The organism is Bradyrhizobium sp. JHI2711 (assembly GCF_056156565.1).
The window spans coordinates 958,874-973,970 of the sequence record NZ_JBPZPT010000003.1; the positions used below are offsets into that span (position 1 = coordinate 958,874).

The 15,097-nt window shown below is 65.5% G+C and carries 15 protein-coding genes; 9 read left to right on the forward strand and 6 right to left on the reverse strand.

Annotation, left to right across the window (positions count from 1 at the left end):
* The first annotated feature begins 110 nt into the window (after positions 1-110).
* The 4 genes from ptsP (at position 111) to ACTEK7_RS26840 (ending at position 5,628) form a co-directional block, all read left to right on the forward strand.
* Entirely contained in the window at positions 111-2,378 is a 2,268-nt protein-coding gene (gene ptsP, locus ACTEK7_RS26825) for a phosphoenolpyruvate--protein phosphotransferase (protein WP_036014720.1), read from the forward strand.
* A gap of 59 nt (positions 2,379-2,437) precedes the next feature.
* Entirely contained in the window at positions 2,438-3,523 is a 1,086-nt protein-coding gene (gene prfA, locus ACTEK7_RS26830; RefSeq protein ID WP_225113766.1) for a peptide chain release factor 1, read from the forward strand.
* Positions 3,524-3,526: 3 nt separating this feature from the next.
* Entirely contained in the window at positions 3,527-4,408 is an 882-nt protein-coding gene (gene prmC / locus ACTEK7_RS26835) for a peptide chain release factor N(5)-glutamine methyltransferase (RefSeq protein ID WP_225148661.1), read from the forward strand.
* Between the two features lie 461 nt (positions 4,409-4,869).
* On the forward strand, positions 4,870-5,628 hold the full coding sequence (locus tag ACTEK7_RS26840) for a DUF4167 domain-containing protein (protein ID WP_036042629.1): 759 nt from the start codon (positions 4,870-4,872) through the stop codon (positions 5,626-5,628).
* A gap of 110 nt (positions 5,629-5,738) precedes the next feature.
* Here the strand turns inward: ACTEK7_RS26840 and ACTEK7_RS26845 are convergent, their stop codons facing one another.
* The gene (locus ACTEK7_RS26845) at positions 5,739-6,485 is read right to left on the reverse strand and encodes a methyltransferase domain-containing protein (protein ID WP_036014737.1); all 747 of its coding nucleotides are present in this window, start codon (positions 6,483-6,485) and stop codon (positions 5,739-5,741) included.
* A gap of 108 nt (positions 6,486-6,593) precedes the next feature.
* Between ACTEK7_RS26845 and gloB the strand changes: the two genes are divergently transcribed.
* A complete protein-coding gene (gene gloB, locus ACTEK7_RS26850; RefSeq protein WP_036042630.1) occupies positions 6,594-7,361 on the forward strand; it encodes a hydroxyacylglutathione hydrolase in 768 nt (255 codons plus the stop codon).
* A gap of 37 nt (positions 7,362-7,398) precedes the next feature.
* Positions 7,399-7,821 (forward strand): cupin domain-containing protein, encoded by a 423-nt coding sequence (locus ACTEK7_RS26855; protein ID WP_057030161.1) that lies wholly within the window; start codon positions 7,399-7,401, stop codon positions 7,819-7,821.
* Between the two features lie 11 nt (positions 7,822-7,832).
* On the opposite strand, the gene yddG is transcribed toward ACTEK7_RS26855, so the two are convergent.
* From yddG to ACTEK7_RS26870, 3 genes are all read right to left on the reverse strand, one after another.
* Positions 7,833-8,702 carry an aromatic amino acid exporter YddG gene (gene yddG, locus ACTEK7_RS26860; RefSeq protein WP_057030162.1) on the reverse strand — a complete coding sequence of 290 codons (870 nt, stop codon included), beginning with the start codon at positions 8,700-8,702 and terminating at the stop codon, positions 7,833-7,835.
* 142 nt (positions 8,703-8,844) lie between these two features.
* Positions 8,845-9,570 (reverse strand): acetoacetyl-CoA reductase, encoded by a 726-nt coding sequence (gene phbB / locus ACTEK7_RS26865; RefSeq protein WP_225148660.1) that lies wholly within the window; start codon positions 9,568-9,570, stop codon positions 8,845-8,847.
* Positions 9,571-9,813: 243 nt separating this feature from the next.
* Entirely contained in the window at positions 9,814-10,992 is a 1,179-nt protein-coding gene (locus tag ACTEK7_RS26870) for an acetyl-CoA C-acetyltransferase (RefSeq protein ID WP_036026194.1), read from the reverse strand.
* Between the two features lie 312 nt (positions 10,993-11,304).
* On the opposite strand from ACTEK7_RS26870, the gene phaR reads away from it, so the two are divergent.
* Positions 11,305-11,895 carry a polyhydroxyalkanoate synthesis repressor PhaR gene (gene phaR / locus ACTEK7_RS26875; protein ID WP_036014750.1) on the forward strand — a complete coding sequence of 197 codons (591 nt, stop codon included), beginning with the start codon at positions 11,305-11,307 and terminating at the stop codon, positions 11,893-11,895.
* A gap of 137 nt (positions 11,896-12,032) precedes the next feature.
* The gene (locus ACTEK7_RS26880) at positions 12,033-12,554 is read left to right on the forward strand and encodes a class I SAM-dependent methyltransferase (protein WP_345944130.1); all 522 of its coding nucleotides are present in this window, start codon (positions 12,033-12,035) and stop codon (positions 12,552-12,554) included.
* 48 nt (positions 12,555-12,602) lie between these two features.
* Here ACTEK7_RS26880 and ACTEK7_RS26885 read toward each other — a convergent pair whose 3' ends face one another.
* Positions 12,603-13,490 (reverse strand): branched-chain amino acid aminotransferase, encoded by an 888-nt coding sequence (locus tag ACTEK7_RS26885; RefSeq protein ID WP_225148659.1) that lies wholly within the window; start codon positions 13,488-13,490, stop codon positions 12,603-12,605.
* A gap of 219 nt (positions 13,491-13,709) precedes the next feature.
* Between ACTEK7_RS26885 and ACTEK7_RS26890 the strand changes: the two genes are divergently transcribed.
* Complete coding sequence (locus tag ACTEK7_RS26890) at positions 13,710-14,645, forward strand: alpha/beta hydrolase (RefSeq protein ID WP_225137172.1); 936 nt, start codon at positions 13,710-13,712, stop codon at positions 14,643-14,645.
* 9 nt (positions 14,646-14,654) lie between these two features.
* Here ACTEK7_RS26890 and ACTEK7_RS26895 read toward each other — a convergent pair whose 3' ends face one another.
* Positions 14,655-14,903, reverse strand: coding sequence for a hypothetical protein (locus ACTEK7_RS26895; protein WP_036014770.1), 249 nt, complete (start codon positions 14,901-14,903; stop codon positions 14,655-14,657).
* Positions 14,904-15,097 lie beyond the last annotated feature (194 nt).

A 15,097-nucleotide genomic window follows, 5' to 3' on the forward strand; every position in this document is an offset into this window, starting at 1 on the left:
ATTTGGGCTTGTGCCTGCGCCGGACAAACAATTTGATTGTTTTTCTGGAATTTTGGTCCAGCCGCCGGCCGATATCGCCGGGCCCGGCCGATGGAGGAGATTGACGGTTCATGCGGAGCGCGTCGGGAGGTCCCCGCGTCTTGTTGAGACGGCTCCGCGAGACCATGGCGGAGCAGGTCTCGGCCCAGGAGCGGCTGGACAAGATCGTGGTGCTGATCGCCGCCAACATGGTGGCCGAGGTGTGCTCGGTCTATGTGCTGCGCATCGACAATACGCTCGAGCTCTACGCCACCGAAGGTCTCAACCGCGAGGCGGTGCACCACACCGTGCTCAGCGCCCATGAGGGCCTGGTCGGCCTCGTCGCCAGCGAGGCGACGCCGCTCAATTTGAGCGACGCGCAGAGCCACCCGGCGTTCTCGTTCCGGCCCGAGACCGGCGAAGAAATCTACCATTCCTTCCTCGGCGTGCCGATCCTGCGCGCCGGCAACACGCTCGGCGTGCTGGTGGTGCAGAATCGCGCCAAGCGCAATTATGTCGAGGAGGAGCTCGAGGCGCTCCAGACCACCGCGATGGTGCTGGCCGAGCTGATCGCCTCCGGCGAACTCTCCGCGCTGGCGCAGCCGGGCCAGGAGCCGGCGGCGCGCCATTCGGCGCAGAAAGTCGGTGCCATCCTGTCGGAGGGCATCGCGCTCGGCCATGTCGTGCTGCACGAGCCGCGCGTCGTCATCAAGGACTACATCGCCGAAGACCTGCCGAAGGAGATCAAGCGGCTCGATACTGCGCTCGCCAAGCTGCGTGCCGATCTCGACCGCATGCTGGAGCGCGGCGACGTCGCCGAAGGCGGCGAGCACCGTGAGGTGCTTGAAGCCTATCGCATGTTCGCCAACGACCAGGGCTGGTCGCACAAGCTGCACGAGGCGGTCGCGACCGGCCTCACCGCGGAAGCTGCGGTCGAGCGCGTCCAGTCGGACACCCGCGCGCGCATGCTGCGCTCGACCGACCCCTATTTGCGCGACCGGCTGCACGATCTGGAAGACCTCGGCTACCGCCTGATGCGGCAGCTGGTCGGCCAGGATCATGCGCCCTCGCGCGAGCAGCTGCCCGACAACGCCATCGTCATCGCCCGCGCGATGGGCCCGGCGGCGCTGCTCGACTACGACCGCAAGCGCCTGCGCGGCATCGTGCTGGAGGAAGGCACCGCGAACTCGCACGTCTCGATCGTGGCGCGGGCGCTGGGCATCCCTGCGGTCGGCGAGGTGCCGAACGCGCCTGGAATCGCCGATCCCGGCGACGCCATCATCGTCGACGGCACCTCGGGCTCGATCTATGTGCGCCCGTCGCAGGAGATCGAGGCGGCCTTCGCCGAGCGCGTGCGCTTCCGCGCCCGCCGCCAGGCGCAGTACCTGGCGCTGCGCGACCGGCCCTGCGTCACCAGGGACGGCCAGAAGGTCGAGCTGATGATCAACGCAGGTCTTGCGATCGACCTGCCGCATATCGAGGACACCGGCAGTGCCGGCATCGGCCTGTTCCGCACCGAGCTGCAATTCATGGTCGGTCAGAGCCTGCCGCGCACCAGCGACCAGCTCGCGCTCTATCGCACCGTGCTCGATGCCGCCGGACCTAAGCCCGTCACCTTCCGCACGCTCGATATCGGCGGCGACAAGGCGCTGCCCTATATGGAAGCGGTGATCGAGGAAAACCCCGCGCTCGGCTGGCGCGCGATCCGGCTCGGGCTCGATCGTCCCGGCCTGTTGCGCGGCCAAATCCGCGCGCTGCTGCGCGCCGGCGGCGGCCGCGCGCTGCGCATCATGTTCCCGATGATCTCGGAGGTCGCCGAATTCGACTCGGCCAAGGCGCTGGTCGAGCGCGAGCTCACATACCTCCGCCAGCACGGCCACACGCTGCCTGAACGAATCGACATCGGCACCATGGTCGAGGTGCCCGCCCTGCTCTACCAGCTCGACGAGCTATTGAAGAAGGTCGATTTCATCTCGGTCGGCTCCAACGATCTGTTCCAGTTCCTGTTCGCGGTCGACCGCGGCAACGCCAAGGTCTCCGAGCGCTTCGACACCATGTCGGCGCCGATCATGCGCGCCTTGCGTGACATCGCGCGCAAGGCGCACGCGGCGCAGAAGTCGCTCTCGCTGTGCGGCGAGATGGCCTCCAAGCCGATCGGCGCACTGGCGCTGATTGCGCTGGGCTACCGCTCGCTCTCGCTCTCGGCGACCGCGCTCGGCCCGGTCAAGGCGATGGTGCTCGACCTCGACGCCAAGAAGGCCGAAGCGATGCTGGGCCCTCTGCTGGATGCGCCTGCGGGCAGCGTCTCGATCCGGCAGAAGCTGACGGAATTTGCCGAGGCCGAGGGCCTTGCGTTGTAGCGGGCCTGTCGCCAGCTTCCCGCCGCCCTCGCCTCCTTCCGCACTTTGAGACAGAACCGATGTCGTCACTTCCCGAAGCCAAACTGGACGTCCTGCTCGCGCATCACGCTTCGCTCGAGGCCGAATCGCTCGGACAGCTCGCCTCCGAGCGTTACGTGCAGATCACGCGCGAGCTCGCCGAGCTCACGCCCCTGATCGAGGCGGTGAAGTCCTATCGCGCCGCCGTCAAGGAGCTCGCCGACACCGACGCGTTGATCGCCGATGCCGCCACCGATGCCGAGATGCGCGGCATGGCGGAAGCCGAACGCGACGAGCTCGCGCCGAAAATCGAGGAACTGGTCCAGAAGATCCGCGTCGCGCTCCTGCCCAAGGACGCCATGGACGACCGCAACGTCATGCTGGAAATCCGCGCCGGCACCGGCGGCGACGAGGCTTCGCTGTTCGCCGGCGACCTGTTCCGGATGTACGAGCGCTTCGCCAGCTTGCAGGGCTGGAAGGTCGAGGTGATCTCCGCCAGTGAAGGCACCGTCGGCGGCTACAAGGAAATCATCGCCGAGATCCAGGGCCGCGGCGCATTCTCCAAGCTGAAATTCGAATCCGGCGTGCACCGCGTGCAGCGCGTGCCCGACACCGAGACGCAGGGGCGCATCCACACCTCCGCCGCGACGGTCGCCGTGCTGCCCGAGGTCGAGGACGTCGACGTGGACATCAAGAACGACGACCTGCGCATCGAAACCATGCGCGCAGGGGGCGCCGGTGGCCAGCACGTCAACAAGACGGAATCGGCGATCCGCATCACCCACATCCCGACCGGCATCGTGGTGATGATGCAGGACAGCCGCTCGCAGCACAAGAATCGCGCCTCCGCCATGAACATCCTGCGCTCGCGCATCTATGACGCCGAGCGGCAACGCGTCGAGGCGGCGCGCTCGGCCGAGCGCAAGGAGAAGGTCGGCTCCGGCGACCGCTCCGAGCGCATCCGCACCTACAATTTTCCGCAAGGACGCGTCACCGATCATCGCATCAACCTCACGCTCTACAAGCTGCCGCAGGTGATCGCGGGTGAAGCGCTCGGCGAACTGATCGACGCACTGACGACGGAGCACCAGGCCGCACAGCTCGCTGCGCAAGGCGCGGCGGCCTGAGGCGTGAGCAACCCCTTCACCGGACAATCCATCGAGAGCGCGCGGCGGGCGCTGGCTGCGCAACTGAGATCGGCACGGCTCGACGAAGCCGAGCTCGACGCGCGCATCCTGATCAGTGCGGCACTCGGCCTCGACCTCACCGGCCTGGTCACGCAGGCGGCCCGTCTCCTGACCGCGACCGAAGCATCGCGGCTCGCGCAACATGCACAGCGCCGCATCGCCGGTGAGCCGGTGTCGCGCATTCTCGGGACGCGCGAATTCTGGGGCCTGCCGTTCCGCCTGTCGGAAGCAACCCTGGTGCCGCGCCCCGATACCGAGACCGTGGTTGAGCTTGCGCTCGAGATTCTCCGCGAGCGGCAGGCATCTCACCCGCCGCGGATCGCCGACATCGGCACCGGCTCGGGCGCGATCCTGCTCGCGCTGTTGCACGAAATCCCCGATGCGTTCGGCGTCGGTACCGATCTCAGCCAGAACGCGCTCATGACCGCCAGGGACAATGCCGCGGCGCTGGGACTCGCCGACCGCGCCGCCTTCGTCGCCTGCTCCTACGCCGCGGCGCTCGGTGGCCCGTTCGACCTCATCGTGTCGAATCCGCCCTATATTCCCTCGGCTGAAATTCCGAAATTGAGCGTCGAGGTGCGCGAGCACGACCCGCATCTGGCGCTCGACGGCGGCAATGACGGATACGACGCCTATCGCGCCCTGATCCCGCAGGCGAGCGAGCGGCTCGCCCCCGGCGGCGCCCTGGTCGTCGAGGCTGGACAGGGCCAGGCCCAAAATATTGAAACCTTGATGAGGGCCGCCGCGTTATCGCTGGACAGGTCACCCAAGGCCGACTTGGCGGGCATTCTGCGGGCCGTTTCGGCCCGAAAAATGCCCCCATAAAAGCCCGATTGGCCTGCAAAAACCACTTGGAATATCCCGTGGGAACGACTACGTTCCGGTCAACACATCGGTGCCGGCCCCGTAGACCTACGGGCGAAAGCCGGGCTCTCGGGCGAGAGCTTTACTGATTGAAGGTTCCAAGCCGCAGGTCCTGTTGAGCGCGATGGCCCGTGGAGCTGCGCTGCTCTCTCCGACCGCAAGTGAACGAAAGCCTGATATTGCGCTTGAACACTTACGCAAGAAAGCTGGGCTTGTTTCGGCAGGCGAAATGAATGGGTTCGCTGGCAATGGATGCTGGCGGGTGGGGAACGCGTCTTTGTTGAACGCGACGGTCGACGAACATCGGCAGGGTTGGATCCGCTTTTGCGCGGTGCGCGCAAGACATGTGAGCCACTGTCACCAGGTCACTCCTAGCAATCAGTAATGCGTGCAACCTTTAGGGCTGGAATTAAAGGCAGGACATGAGAAACGGTCAGAACAAGCAGCGGATGCGCAACCGCAACAACAATAACAACAACAACCGGCGCGGCCAGAACCCGATGACCCGGGTCTACGAATCCAACGGACCCGACATCAAGATTCGCGGCACTGCTTCGCACATCGCCGAAAAGTATCTCCAGCTTGCACGTGACGCGCGCTCCTCCGGCGATCCCGTTGCAGCCGAGAACTACTACCAGCACGCCGAGCACTATTTCCGCCTGATCGCGGCGGCTCAGGAGCAGTTCCGTCAGAACCAGCAGCCGCGCGGCGATGAGCCCATCGCCAGCAGCGACGAGGGCGAGGACGACGGTGAGAATTTCTCGGCCTTCGGCCAGGAGCCCGGCTTCGTCCCGCAGCCCCAGCCGCAGCCCTTCATGCGCGACCGCGACGGCCAACGCGATCATCACCAGCGTGATCACCAGCCGCGCGACAACCAGCCGCCCTATCAGCGCGACAATCAGCAGCCGCGCGAGCATCGCGAACGCGATCACCGTCCGCAGCCGCAATATCAGCCGCAACCCGCCAACCAGCCGCAGCCTGTCATCGCCGATGGCGGCGTCGACCGCCTACCCTCCTTCATCACCGGCGCGCAGCCGCAGGTGAACGGCAATCAGGGCGGCTTCGAGGGCGGCGGTGGCGGCGAGCGCTATCCGCGCCGGCGGCGCCGGCCGCATGGCCCGCGCCCGGAGCGTGAAGCCGCTCCGGTCGCTTCCAGCGACGAAGTCGCCCCGGGCGAGTAAGCTCTTCTGACTTTCCGACTCGAATCGTCCCGGCCTCGCCGGGACGATTTGCTTTTGATGCTGTGCGTTGGCCGGGCACAGGCCCACCTCTCCCGAAGGGAGAGGTGAAGCTAACTGCGCGTCACCGTCGTCGAGGATGGCACCAGCACGGGCTTGGCGAGCGAGGGAATCAGCCGCGCCCGCTCGCGCTTGGCGGGGATCGCGCGGTAGACCTGCTTGGTCGCCTCCACGATGTGGACGCCGGCAAAGGGCAGTGACAGCGCGGCACCGGCACGTTCCCACATCTGGGCCGATTTCAACACCCAGCCGCCGGCGTAAGGCGGCATGAACAGCGCCTCGCCCCAAGCGGTCGGCGTGAACCAGGTCTGGCGCAACAGCTCGGTGATCTGCGAGCGCGAATAGGGCCGGCCATGGCCGAACGGCGTGCTGTCGGTGCGGGTCCACACCCCACGCCGGTTCGGGATCACGGCGATGACGCGCCCAGAGGGCGACAGCACGCGCCACACCTCGCGCAGCAATGCGGCCGGATCGTCCGACATCTCCAGCGCGTGCACCAGGAGAATGCGGTCGACCGCGGCGTCGGGAAGCGGCAGCGAGAACTCATCCACCAGCGAGGCCAGCGCGGGCCGTCCCGTCGGCCATTTCAGGACACCCTGCGCCGCCGGCATGAAGGCGAGGCAGCGCTCGGCGTCCTCGCGGAACAACCCCAGATAGGGTGTGGGATAGCCGACGCCGAGCACGCGCTGGCCCTCGGCGCTGGGCCAACGCTCCCTGATGCCGCGATTGATCATTTGCCGCGCCACGATGCCGAGGCGGCGAGAATAGAACTCGCGGAGGTCGACGACGTCGATGGTCATGACCGCAATGTAACATGCGCCAGGGCGCCGCTGCGCGCGGAATATTGCATTGCCTGCGCAACGTTAACGCCATATTTGTCTGGCGGGGCTGAGCGCGATGGAGATGACATGGCCGCCGAAATTCGTACTTTCAACTGTTTAAACGACAATTTCGGTTATCTGATCCACGATGTGGAAACCAAAGCGACGGCCTCGATCGACGCGCCGGAGGCCGGCCCGATCCTCAAGGCCCTGGAGCGCGAGGGCTGGCAGCTCACCGACATCCTGATCACCCATCATCATGGCGATCATGTCGGCGGGGTCGCCGAGCTCAAGCAGAAATACAATTGCCGCGTCGTCGCGCCGCACGACAAGACCACGAAAATCGCCAACGTCGACCAGCGCGTCGCCAATGCCGACGTGGTCAAGATCGGCAATCTGCTGGCGCGCGTGGTGGAGACGCCCGGCCACACGCTCGACCACATCTCCTACGTGTTCGACAATGAGAAGACGGTGTTCGCCGCCGACACGCTGTTCTCGATCGGCTGCGGCCGCGTGTTCGAGGGCACCTATCCGATGATGTGGGATTCCCTGCTGAAGCTGCGCGCCCTGCCCGACGACTTCAAGCTCTATTGCGGCCACGAATACACCGCGTCCAACGTCAAGTTCGCGCTCACGATCGAGCCGGACAACGCGGCGCTTCAGGCGCGCGCCGCGGAGGTGACAAAGCTGCGCGCCGAGAACAAGCCGACCATTCCCTCGCTGCTCGGCGAGGAGAAGCGCGCCAACGTGTTCCTGCGCGCCGATGAGCCGGCGGTCGCGGCCAAGCTGCATATGAAGGGCGCGGATCCCGCTGCGGTGTTCGGCGAACTGCGCGAGCGCAAGAATAAATCCTGACGCACAAGTCCTGAAGCACACATCCCGACGAGGATCGATGCCGACCGCAGCCGAGATCATCGCCCGCCTCGAGCTCCGCCCGCATCCGGAAGGCGGACATTATCGCGAGACGTTTCGCGACCAGAGCACGGACGCCAACGGGCGTTCGCGCTCGACGCTGATCTACTTCCTGCTCGCGCGCGGCGAGCGTTCGCACTGGCATCGCGTCGATGCGGTGGAGACGTGGCACTATTACGCCGGCAGCCCCTTGACGCTGCGCATCGCCCATGACGGCTGCTCGCAGCACGAGGTGCGGCTCGGCGCCGACCTCGGCGGCGGTGAGCGGCCGCAGGCGATCGTGCCTGCGCTGGCCTGGCAGATGGCGGAAACCACCGGCGAGTGGACGCTGGTCGGCTGCACCGTGGCGCCCGCATTCGAGTTCGCAGGCTTCGAGCTCGCGCCGTCCGGCTGGGAGCCGTAGCTCCGCTCCAATCATCGCTTCCGCAGCACCATGTCCTTGGCCGCGATCAGGCCGCCCCCGGCAATGAGGATCGCAGCAAGGGCGATGTTGGCGCTGGCCTTGGCGAAACCGGCAGCGATGAGGAATCCCGTCGAGAGCAATGGCGTCGCGTAGGAGGCGGCGCCGAGCACACGGATGTCGCCGCGCTTCATGCCGATGTCCCAGGCGTAGAACGCGGCACCGACCGGGCCGATGCCGAGTGCGATGACCGAGAGCCATTGCACCGTGGTCTCCGGCCAGACCGTGGCTTCAAGCAGGCCATGCATCAGCGCGGCCAATATTGCCGTGGCAAGACAGAAGCCCGCGACCGCATCGGTCGGCACCGCTTTCAACCGGCGCGACAGCACCGAATAGGTCGCCCAGACGAACGCCGCGATGAAGGCCGCGATGAGACCCGGCACAGCTCCAGGCGCAAAACCGCTGGTGTTGCCGGCGAACAGCAGCACCGTGCCGACGAGGCCGAGCACGGCGCCGATGATGTGGTGCGCCGCCAGCCGCTCGCCCGGCAGGAAGGACGAGAACAGCACGATCAAGAGCGGCCACAGGTAATTCAGAAGGCCGGCTTCGGCCGGCGGGGCGAAGCGCAGCGCGAGGAAATACAGCGCGTGATAGCCAAACAGGCCGCCGACGCCGACGATCCAGACCGCGAGCGGTTGCCGCAAGCTTCTCGCCGCCTCGCTCCGACCGATCCAGGTGAGCAGGCCGACGACACCGCCGATCGCGAAGGTCATCGCAGCGAGCTGAAACGCCGGGATCTTTCCGGTCGCCACCGTCATCACCGACAGCAGCGACCACATCAGGATCGCGGTCAGACCGATCAGCGTGGCAGTGCGGGGAGTCATTGGCCCAATGTTTCCGTCATGGCCGGGCTTGTCCCGGCCATCCACGTTCTTCCGTGGCGACGGCTGTTGTAAGGCCGTGGATGCCCGGGACAAGCCCGGGCATGACGATGTGGACAATATCAGCCTGCGTGATGCGATCGCATCACACCATGTACTGGCCGCCGTTGACCGAGAGCGTCGAGCCGGTGATGGCGCCGGCTTCATCCGCGGCGAGGAACACGACGGCACGCGCGATCTCTTCGGGCTCGCCGAGACGGCCGATCGGAATCAGCGGCAGGATCGCCTTCTCCAGCACGTCCTTCGGCACTGCCTGCACCATCTCGGTATTGATGTAGCCGGGACAGATCGCATTCACGGTGATGCCGCCCTTGGCGTTCTCCAGCGCCAGGGCCTTGGTGAAACCGATCTCGCCGGCTTTCGCTGCGGAGTAGTTGACCTGTCCGAACTGCCCCTTCTGGCCGTTGATCGAGGAAATGTTGATGATGCGACCGAACTTGCGCCCGCGCATGCCTTCGATCACCTGGCGCGACATGTTGAACAGCGAACCGAGATTGGTGTTGATGACGGCGTTCCACTGCTCAAGCGTCATCTTGTGGAAGGCACCGTCCTTGGTGATGCCGGCATTGTTGACCAGCACGTCGACCGGGCCGACCTCGGCCTCGACCTTCTTCACGCCCTCGGCGCAGGCCTCGAAACTGCTGACGTCCCACTTGTAAACCGCAATGCCGGTCTCGGCCTTGAATTTCTCCGCGGCAGCGTCGTTGCCGGCATAGCTCGCCGCAACCTTGTAGCCGGCGGCCTGCAGCGCCTTGCTGATCGCAGCACCGATGCCCCGCGTACCACCCGTCACCAATGCAACACGTGCCATGTCGTATTCCTTCCCTCTTCCTTGGACGCTTCGGACTTTTCTGACGTGATCGCTTTTTAGCTACGGATTATGCGGTTGGTTTGACGGACATCAAGAACAAAACGCCCGGCATCGAGCCGGGCGTTTTTCTTTAGTCGAGGCTTGTCGGGTTGCGAAGAATATTTGATTTGCAACCGCTGCCTTTTTAGTCGCGTGCAACGCACGCGCTGACGTGTGCGGCGCACCCGTCAGCTGCGCGTAAGATCAGTCGCGCGCCACACACATGGCGATGCCCATGCCGCCGCCGATGCACAGCGTGGCCAGGCCCTTCTTCGAATCGCGCTTCTGCATCTCGTGCAGCAGCGTCACCAGCACGCGTGCGCCGGACGCGCCAACCGGATGGCCGATGGCGATCGCGCCGCCGTTGACGTTGACCTTGGAGGTGTCCCAGCCGAGATCCTTGTTGACCGCGCAGGCCTGTGCCGCGAAGGCTTCGTTGGCCTCGATCAAATCGAGATCACCGACGCTCCAGCCGGCCTTCTTCAGCGCCGCGCGCGAGGCCGGGATCGGGCCCGAGCCCATGATCTTCGGATCGACGCCGGCCTGCGCCCAGGACACGATCCGCGCGAGCGGCTTCTTGCCTTCCTTGGCGGCCTGCTTGGCGGTCATCAGCACCACGGCGGCAGCGCCGTCGTTGATGCCCGAGGCCGAGCCCGCGGTCACCGTGCCATCCTTCTCGAAGGCGGGCTTGAGCTTGGCCATCGCGTCGAGCGTGGCGCCATGGCGCGGATATTCGTCGGCGCTGACGACGACGTCGCCCTTGCGGGTCTTGATGGTGACGGGGACGATCTCGTCGTTGAACTTGCCGGCCTTCTGCGCCGCCTCGGCCTTCTGCTGCGAGGCCACGGCGAACTCGTCCTGCTGGGCACGGGTGATCTGCCATTGCCGCGCGACGTTCTCGGCGGTGTTGCCCATGTGGTAGCCGTTGAAGGCATCCCACAGGCCGTCCTTGATCATGGTGTCGACCAGCTCCAGGCCGCCCATCTTCACGCCGCCGCGCAGATGCTGGGCGTGCGGGGCCATGCTCATCGATTCCTGCCCGCCGGCGACCACGATCTCGGAATCGCCGTTGAGCAGCGCCTGGTAGCCGAGCGCAACCGTGCGCAGGCCCGAGCCGCACAGCTGATTGACGCCCCAAGCCGGGCTCTCCACCGGAATGCCGGCGCCGATCGACGCCTGGCGGGCCGGGTTCTGGCCTTGGGCGGCGGTCAGGATCTGACCCATGATCACTTCGGAGACCCGGCCGGGCTCGATGCCGGCGCGCTCCAGCGCGGCCTTGATGGCAACGGCGCCGAGGTCATGGGCGGGAAGGGTCGCGAACGCTCCGTTGAAGCTTCCGACCGGGGTGCGGGCGGCGCTGACGATGACGACATCGTCTGACATGGGCATCTCCTGGGGCTTGAGGTTCTTGTGAAGGGGGCAGGCGGGCTGGAAAGCGATCGCCAGTCTCGTCAGCCATCCTGTTAACGTCGTTGAGGCATGTCAATCGGCCGGGGCCCGAATTCATACCGCAGCGCATTCAAAATAGCGTTCTTGGCGTTTTCGCAAGCAGGATTTTGCTCTGCAATTAACCGTGCCGCACAAAACGGTAGCGTGAGCCCTTTGAAAATGCTTATTTTGTTGCGTTGCGTACTCTTCCCGCCCTGCGGCATTGCCCGACAGGTTCCCGTTCTCCGCGTTTGCAAGTGAGAGCCCATGGCGAAATCAGACCAACCCACCACAATCAAGAAATACGCGAACCGCCGGCTCTATAACACCGGAACGAGCACCTATGTGACGCTCGAAGACCTCGCCGCGATGGTCAAGGACGGCGAAGACTTCCTGGTCTATGACGCCAAGACCGGCGACGACATCACCCGCTCCGTGCTCGCCCAGATCATCTTCGAGCAGGAGAACAAGGCCGGCCAGAACCTGTTGCCGACCACCTTCCTTCGCCAGCTGATCCGCTTCTATGGCGACAGCATGCAGATGGTGGTGCCGAAATATCTGGAGCAGTCGATCGCAACCCTGACCCAGGAGCAGGAGAAGTTCCGCAAGCAGATCGCCAATACGCTGTCCGGCACTCCTTTTGCTCCGTTGGAAGAGCAAGTCCGCCGCAACATGGAGCTGTTCCAGCAGACCTTCTCGATGTTCAAGCCGTTCGCTGCGCCCCGTCCGGCGGCCAGCCCCGAGCCGGAGCCCGATGCGAATGCCGAGGCGCCGAAGGACAGCAACATCGACGAGCTGCGCCAGCAGATGAAGGAAATGCAGGAGCGCCTCGAGCGGATGTCGAAGAAGGACGAATAGTCTTTCATTCGCGCCGGCCCCTGTACGCGGGAGGGCGAGCCACGTCTGACCGAAGCAACCATTGGGACCATGTCTACGCCACCAAGGGCGAGGCCGAGGTCAGCTGGTATCAGGATAGCCCCGCGATCTCGCTCGCGATGATTCGCGCAGCCGGCTCCGATCGCGACACGACCATCATCGATGTCGGCGGCGGCGCATCGCGCCTGGTCGATGCGCTGTTGCAGGACGGCTATCGCGACATCGCCGTGCTGGATCTTTCTGCCAATGCGCTCGCGGCGGCGAAGAAGCGCATCGGTCCGGCCGCTTCGACGGTCGACTGGATCGTCGCCGATGCCACGACGTGGCGTCCGACCAGGACCTACGATGTCTGGCACGATCGCGCAGCGTTTCACTTCCTGACTGACCCGCGCGACAGGGTCGCTTACGGGGAGCGCCTGCGGTCGGCGGTCAGACCTGGCGGCCACGTCATCATTGCGACGTTTGCACCCGACGGTCCCGAGAAATGCAGCGGCCTGCCGGTGCAGCGCCATGACAGCACCAGCCTTGCAGCGGAGCTCGGGCCGGAATTTAAACTGGTCGAGACGCGCAGCGAGACGCACCACACGCCGTGGCATTCGACGCAGGCGTTTCAGTTCAGCCGGTTTCGGCGGCAGAAATAGTTCTCGTCATGGCCGGGCTTGACCCGGCATGACGACAGAGACTCCGGATCAAGCCGCCATCTTCACGGCATGCGCAAAGTCCCAGTAGAGCTTGCGCGCCTTGGCGTAGAACGGGCCCGGCTTCAGCTCGCGCTCGTCGATGCGGATCACGGGCGCGACCTTGGCGAAATTGCCGGTCGAAAAGATCTCGTCGGCGGTCAGGAAATCGGCGTAGCGCAGCGTCTTCTCGACCACGGTGACGCCGTCGGCGCGAAGCAGGCTGATGACGCGCCGGCGCGTGATGCCGTTGAGGAAGGTGCCGTTCGGCACCGGCGTGAACACCACGCCGTCCCTGGCCATGAACACGTTGGAATTGCCGAACTCGGCGACGTTGCCGAGCATGTCGAGCATCAGCGCGTTCTGGAAGCCGCGCGAGGCAGCTTCGGCGAGTGCGCGCGAATTGTTCGGGTAGAGGCAGGCGGCCTTGGCTTCGACCGGCGCGCATTCGGCCGTCGGCCTACGAAACGGCGACAAGGTGATCGCGTTGCCGACGGGCTTTGGCATCGGCGCTTCGTAGATGCACAGGCACCAATTGGTGGTCTCGGGGTCGAACAGCACGCCGCCGCCGCTTCCGTTCTGCGCCCAGTACATCGGACGGATATAGAGCTCGGCATTTCCGGCAAAGCGCGCGATGCCTTCGTTCGCGAGCGACAGCCAAGTGTCGGTATCGACCACCGGCTTCAGGCCGAAACTGATCGCGGATTGATTGGCGCGGGCGACGTGACGGTCGAGATCCGGTGCTACGCCCTCGAAAGCGCGAGCGCCGTCGAACACGATCGAGCCGAGCCAGGCCGCATGGGTGCGCGGCCCCATGATCGGCACGTTGCCCTCGTGCCATTTGCCCTCGAAGAAGGTCCAGCTCGGCGAGTAGTCGATGGGCTTCTTGATCTCGGCCATGACCGGCCTCCTTTTCGAACGATCCGGCACTATTGTCCCAATTTCTAAACGATTTGCTGCGAGGAAATGGTGAGTTACCCTCTCCCCTTGTGGGAGAGGTGGCTCGCCGCGTAGCGGCGAGACGGGTGAGGGGTATCCATCCGCGAACTCACCTGCGGAGAAAACCCCTCATCCGGCGCTGCGCGCCACCTTCTCCCACAAGGGGAGAAGGAAGAATCCATGCCGCTGGATCCGCTCGCAAAGCGTTTGTTGACCATGATGGCTGCGGCTGCGCCGCAGGCGCGGAGCCGCCCGAGTGTGGAGGTGCGGCGGCAATCGCTGGCAAAGCTGATGCAGTTCGCCCGGGCCGAGGCGCCGGATGTGACGACCTCCGACGGCAGGCTGCCCGGTCCCGGCGGCGAGCTGCCCTATCGCCTGTACGCGCCGGCAGGCACTGAAGCGCCCGCACCGGGCTTCGTGTTCTTTCATGGCGGCGGGCTCGTCGCCGGCAGCATTGCCACGCACGAGCGCATCGCCGCGGCGCTGGCGCATGCCACCGGCTGCCGCCTCGTGTCGGTCGATTACCGGCTCGCGCCGGAGCACAGATTCCCCGCCGCGGTCGACGACGCGATCGCCGCCACCGAATGGGTGGCGCGCGAGGCGGCATCGCTCGGCATCGACGCGGACCGCCTTGTGGTCGGCGGCGATTCCGCCGGCGCCACACTCGCGGCGATCGTGTGCCAGAATGCGGCGCAGACCGCTGGCCTCTCCATCGCCGCGCAGTGCCTGATCTGCCCGGTGCTGGATTTCGAGGAAACCTCGCCTTCGCGCGAAGCCTTTGCCGAGGGCCATCTGATCGATCGCGCCACGATCGAAGCCGATCTTTCCGATTATCTGCCTGACGGCATCGATACCGCCGATCCCCGCGTCTCTCCCTTGCGCGCAACACGCCTCACGGGCCTGCCGACCGCAATCATCCACACCGCCGAATATGACCCGATGCGTGACGAGGGCAATGCCTATGCCCGCAAGCTGCTCGCCGCGGGGGTCGCGGTCGAGCATGTCTGCCACGATGGCATGGTTCACAATTTCCACGCCATGGGCGCAATCCTGCCGCAGGCACAGCTCGTGCTGTCGCAAATCGGCGAACAGGTGCGGCGCGCGGTGAAGACCTGACAGCGTCAATCATACGCGCGCGCCGATCACCGCGCGCGCCGCCGCGACATATTCCGGCCAGTGCGCTTCCGCATAATGCTCCGCCTGCCATGCGCAGGTGCGGTCGGGCGCATGCGCCGCCGCAATCGTGCGCGCGAAACGTTCCTCCGCAACAGTCGCCTTGCCGGGCTCGGCTATGGGTGCAGCAGCCACCGCAGCACCGGGAGTAACGGCAAGCCCCGCCAGACCGGTGAGCAGGATGCGGCGTGACGTGTTCATGGCTGTCTCCTCCATTCTTCGGCCTGCACTGTGGCGGGCGAGTGTGTCAGTGCGATCACGCCAGGGTAACCGCGCACATCCGCGCCGTCCATCGCTTGCGGATAGCGCTTGACCAAGCGCGCGATCACGTTCCATCTAACAACGGTTCCACCCTCAAATCGCCACGCGTCGGATCGTCACGTGCCTCTTCGCAG

Bases quoted from the DNA above. Each gene is read 5' to 3' on its own strand.
- phaR (WP_036014750.1), top strand. From the start codon at position 11,305: ATGGCGAAATCAGACCAACCCACCACAATCAAGAAATACGCGAACCGC.
- yddG (WP_057030162.1), bottom strand. From the start codon at position 8,702: ATGACTCCCCGCACTGCCACGCTGATCGGTCTGACCGCGATCCTGATG.
- gloB (WP_036042630.1), top strand. From the start codon at position 6,594: ATGGCCGCCGAAATTCGTACTTTCAACTGTTTAAACGACAATTTCGGT.
- prfA (WP_225113766.1), top strand. From the start codon at position 2,438: ATGTCGTCACTTCCCGAAGCCAAACTGGACGTCCTGCTCGCGCATCAC.
- ACTEK7_RS26855 (WP_057030161.1), top strand. From the start codon at position 7,399: ATGCCGACCGCAGCCGAGATCATCGCCCGCCTCGAGCTCCGCCCGCAT.
- ACTEK7_RS26895 (WP_036014770.1), bottom strand. From the start codon at position 14,903: ATGAACACGTCACGCCGCATCCTGCTCACCGGTCTGGCGGGGCTTGCC.
- ACTEK7_RS26880 (WP_345944130.1), top strand. From the start codon at position 12,033: ATGATTCGCGCAGCCGGCTCCGATCGCGACACGACCATCATCGATGTC.
- ACTEK7_RS26840 (WP_036042629.1), top strand. From the start codon at position 4,870: ATGAGAAACGGTCAGAACAAGCAGCGGATGCGCAACCGCAACAACAAT.
- phbB (WP_225148660.1), bottom strand. From the start codon at position 9,570: ATGGCACGTGTTGCATTGGTGACGGGTGGTACGCGGGGCATCGGTGCT.
- ACTEK7_RS26870 (WP_036026194.1), bottom strand. From the start codon at position 10,992: ATGTCAGACGATGTCGTCATCGTCAGCGCCGCCCGCACCCCGGTCGGA.
- ACTEK7_RS26845 (WP_036014737.1), bottom strand. From the start codon at position 6,485: ATGACCATCGACGTCGTCGACCTCCGCGAGTTCTATTCTCGCCGCCTC.
- ACTEK7_RS26885 (WP_225148659.1), bottom strand. From the start codon at position 13,490: ATGGCCGAGATCAAGAAGCCCATCGACTACTCGCCGAGCTGGACCTTC.
- ACTEK7_RS26890 (WP_225137172.1), top strand. From the start codon at position 13,710: ATGCCGCTGGATCCGCTCGCAAAGCGTTTGTTGACCATGATGGCTGCG.
- ptsP (WP_036014720.1), top strand. From the start codon at position 111: ATGCGGAGCGCGTCGGGAGGTCCCCGCGTCTTGTTGAGACGGCTCCGC.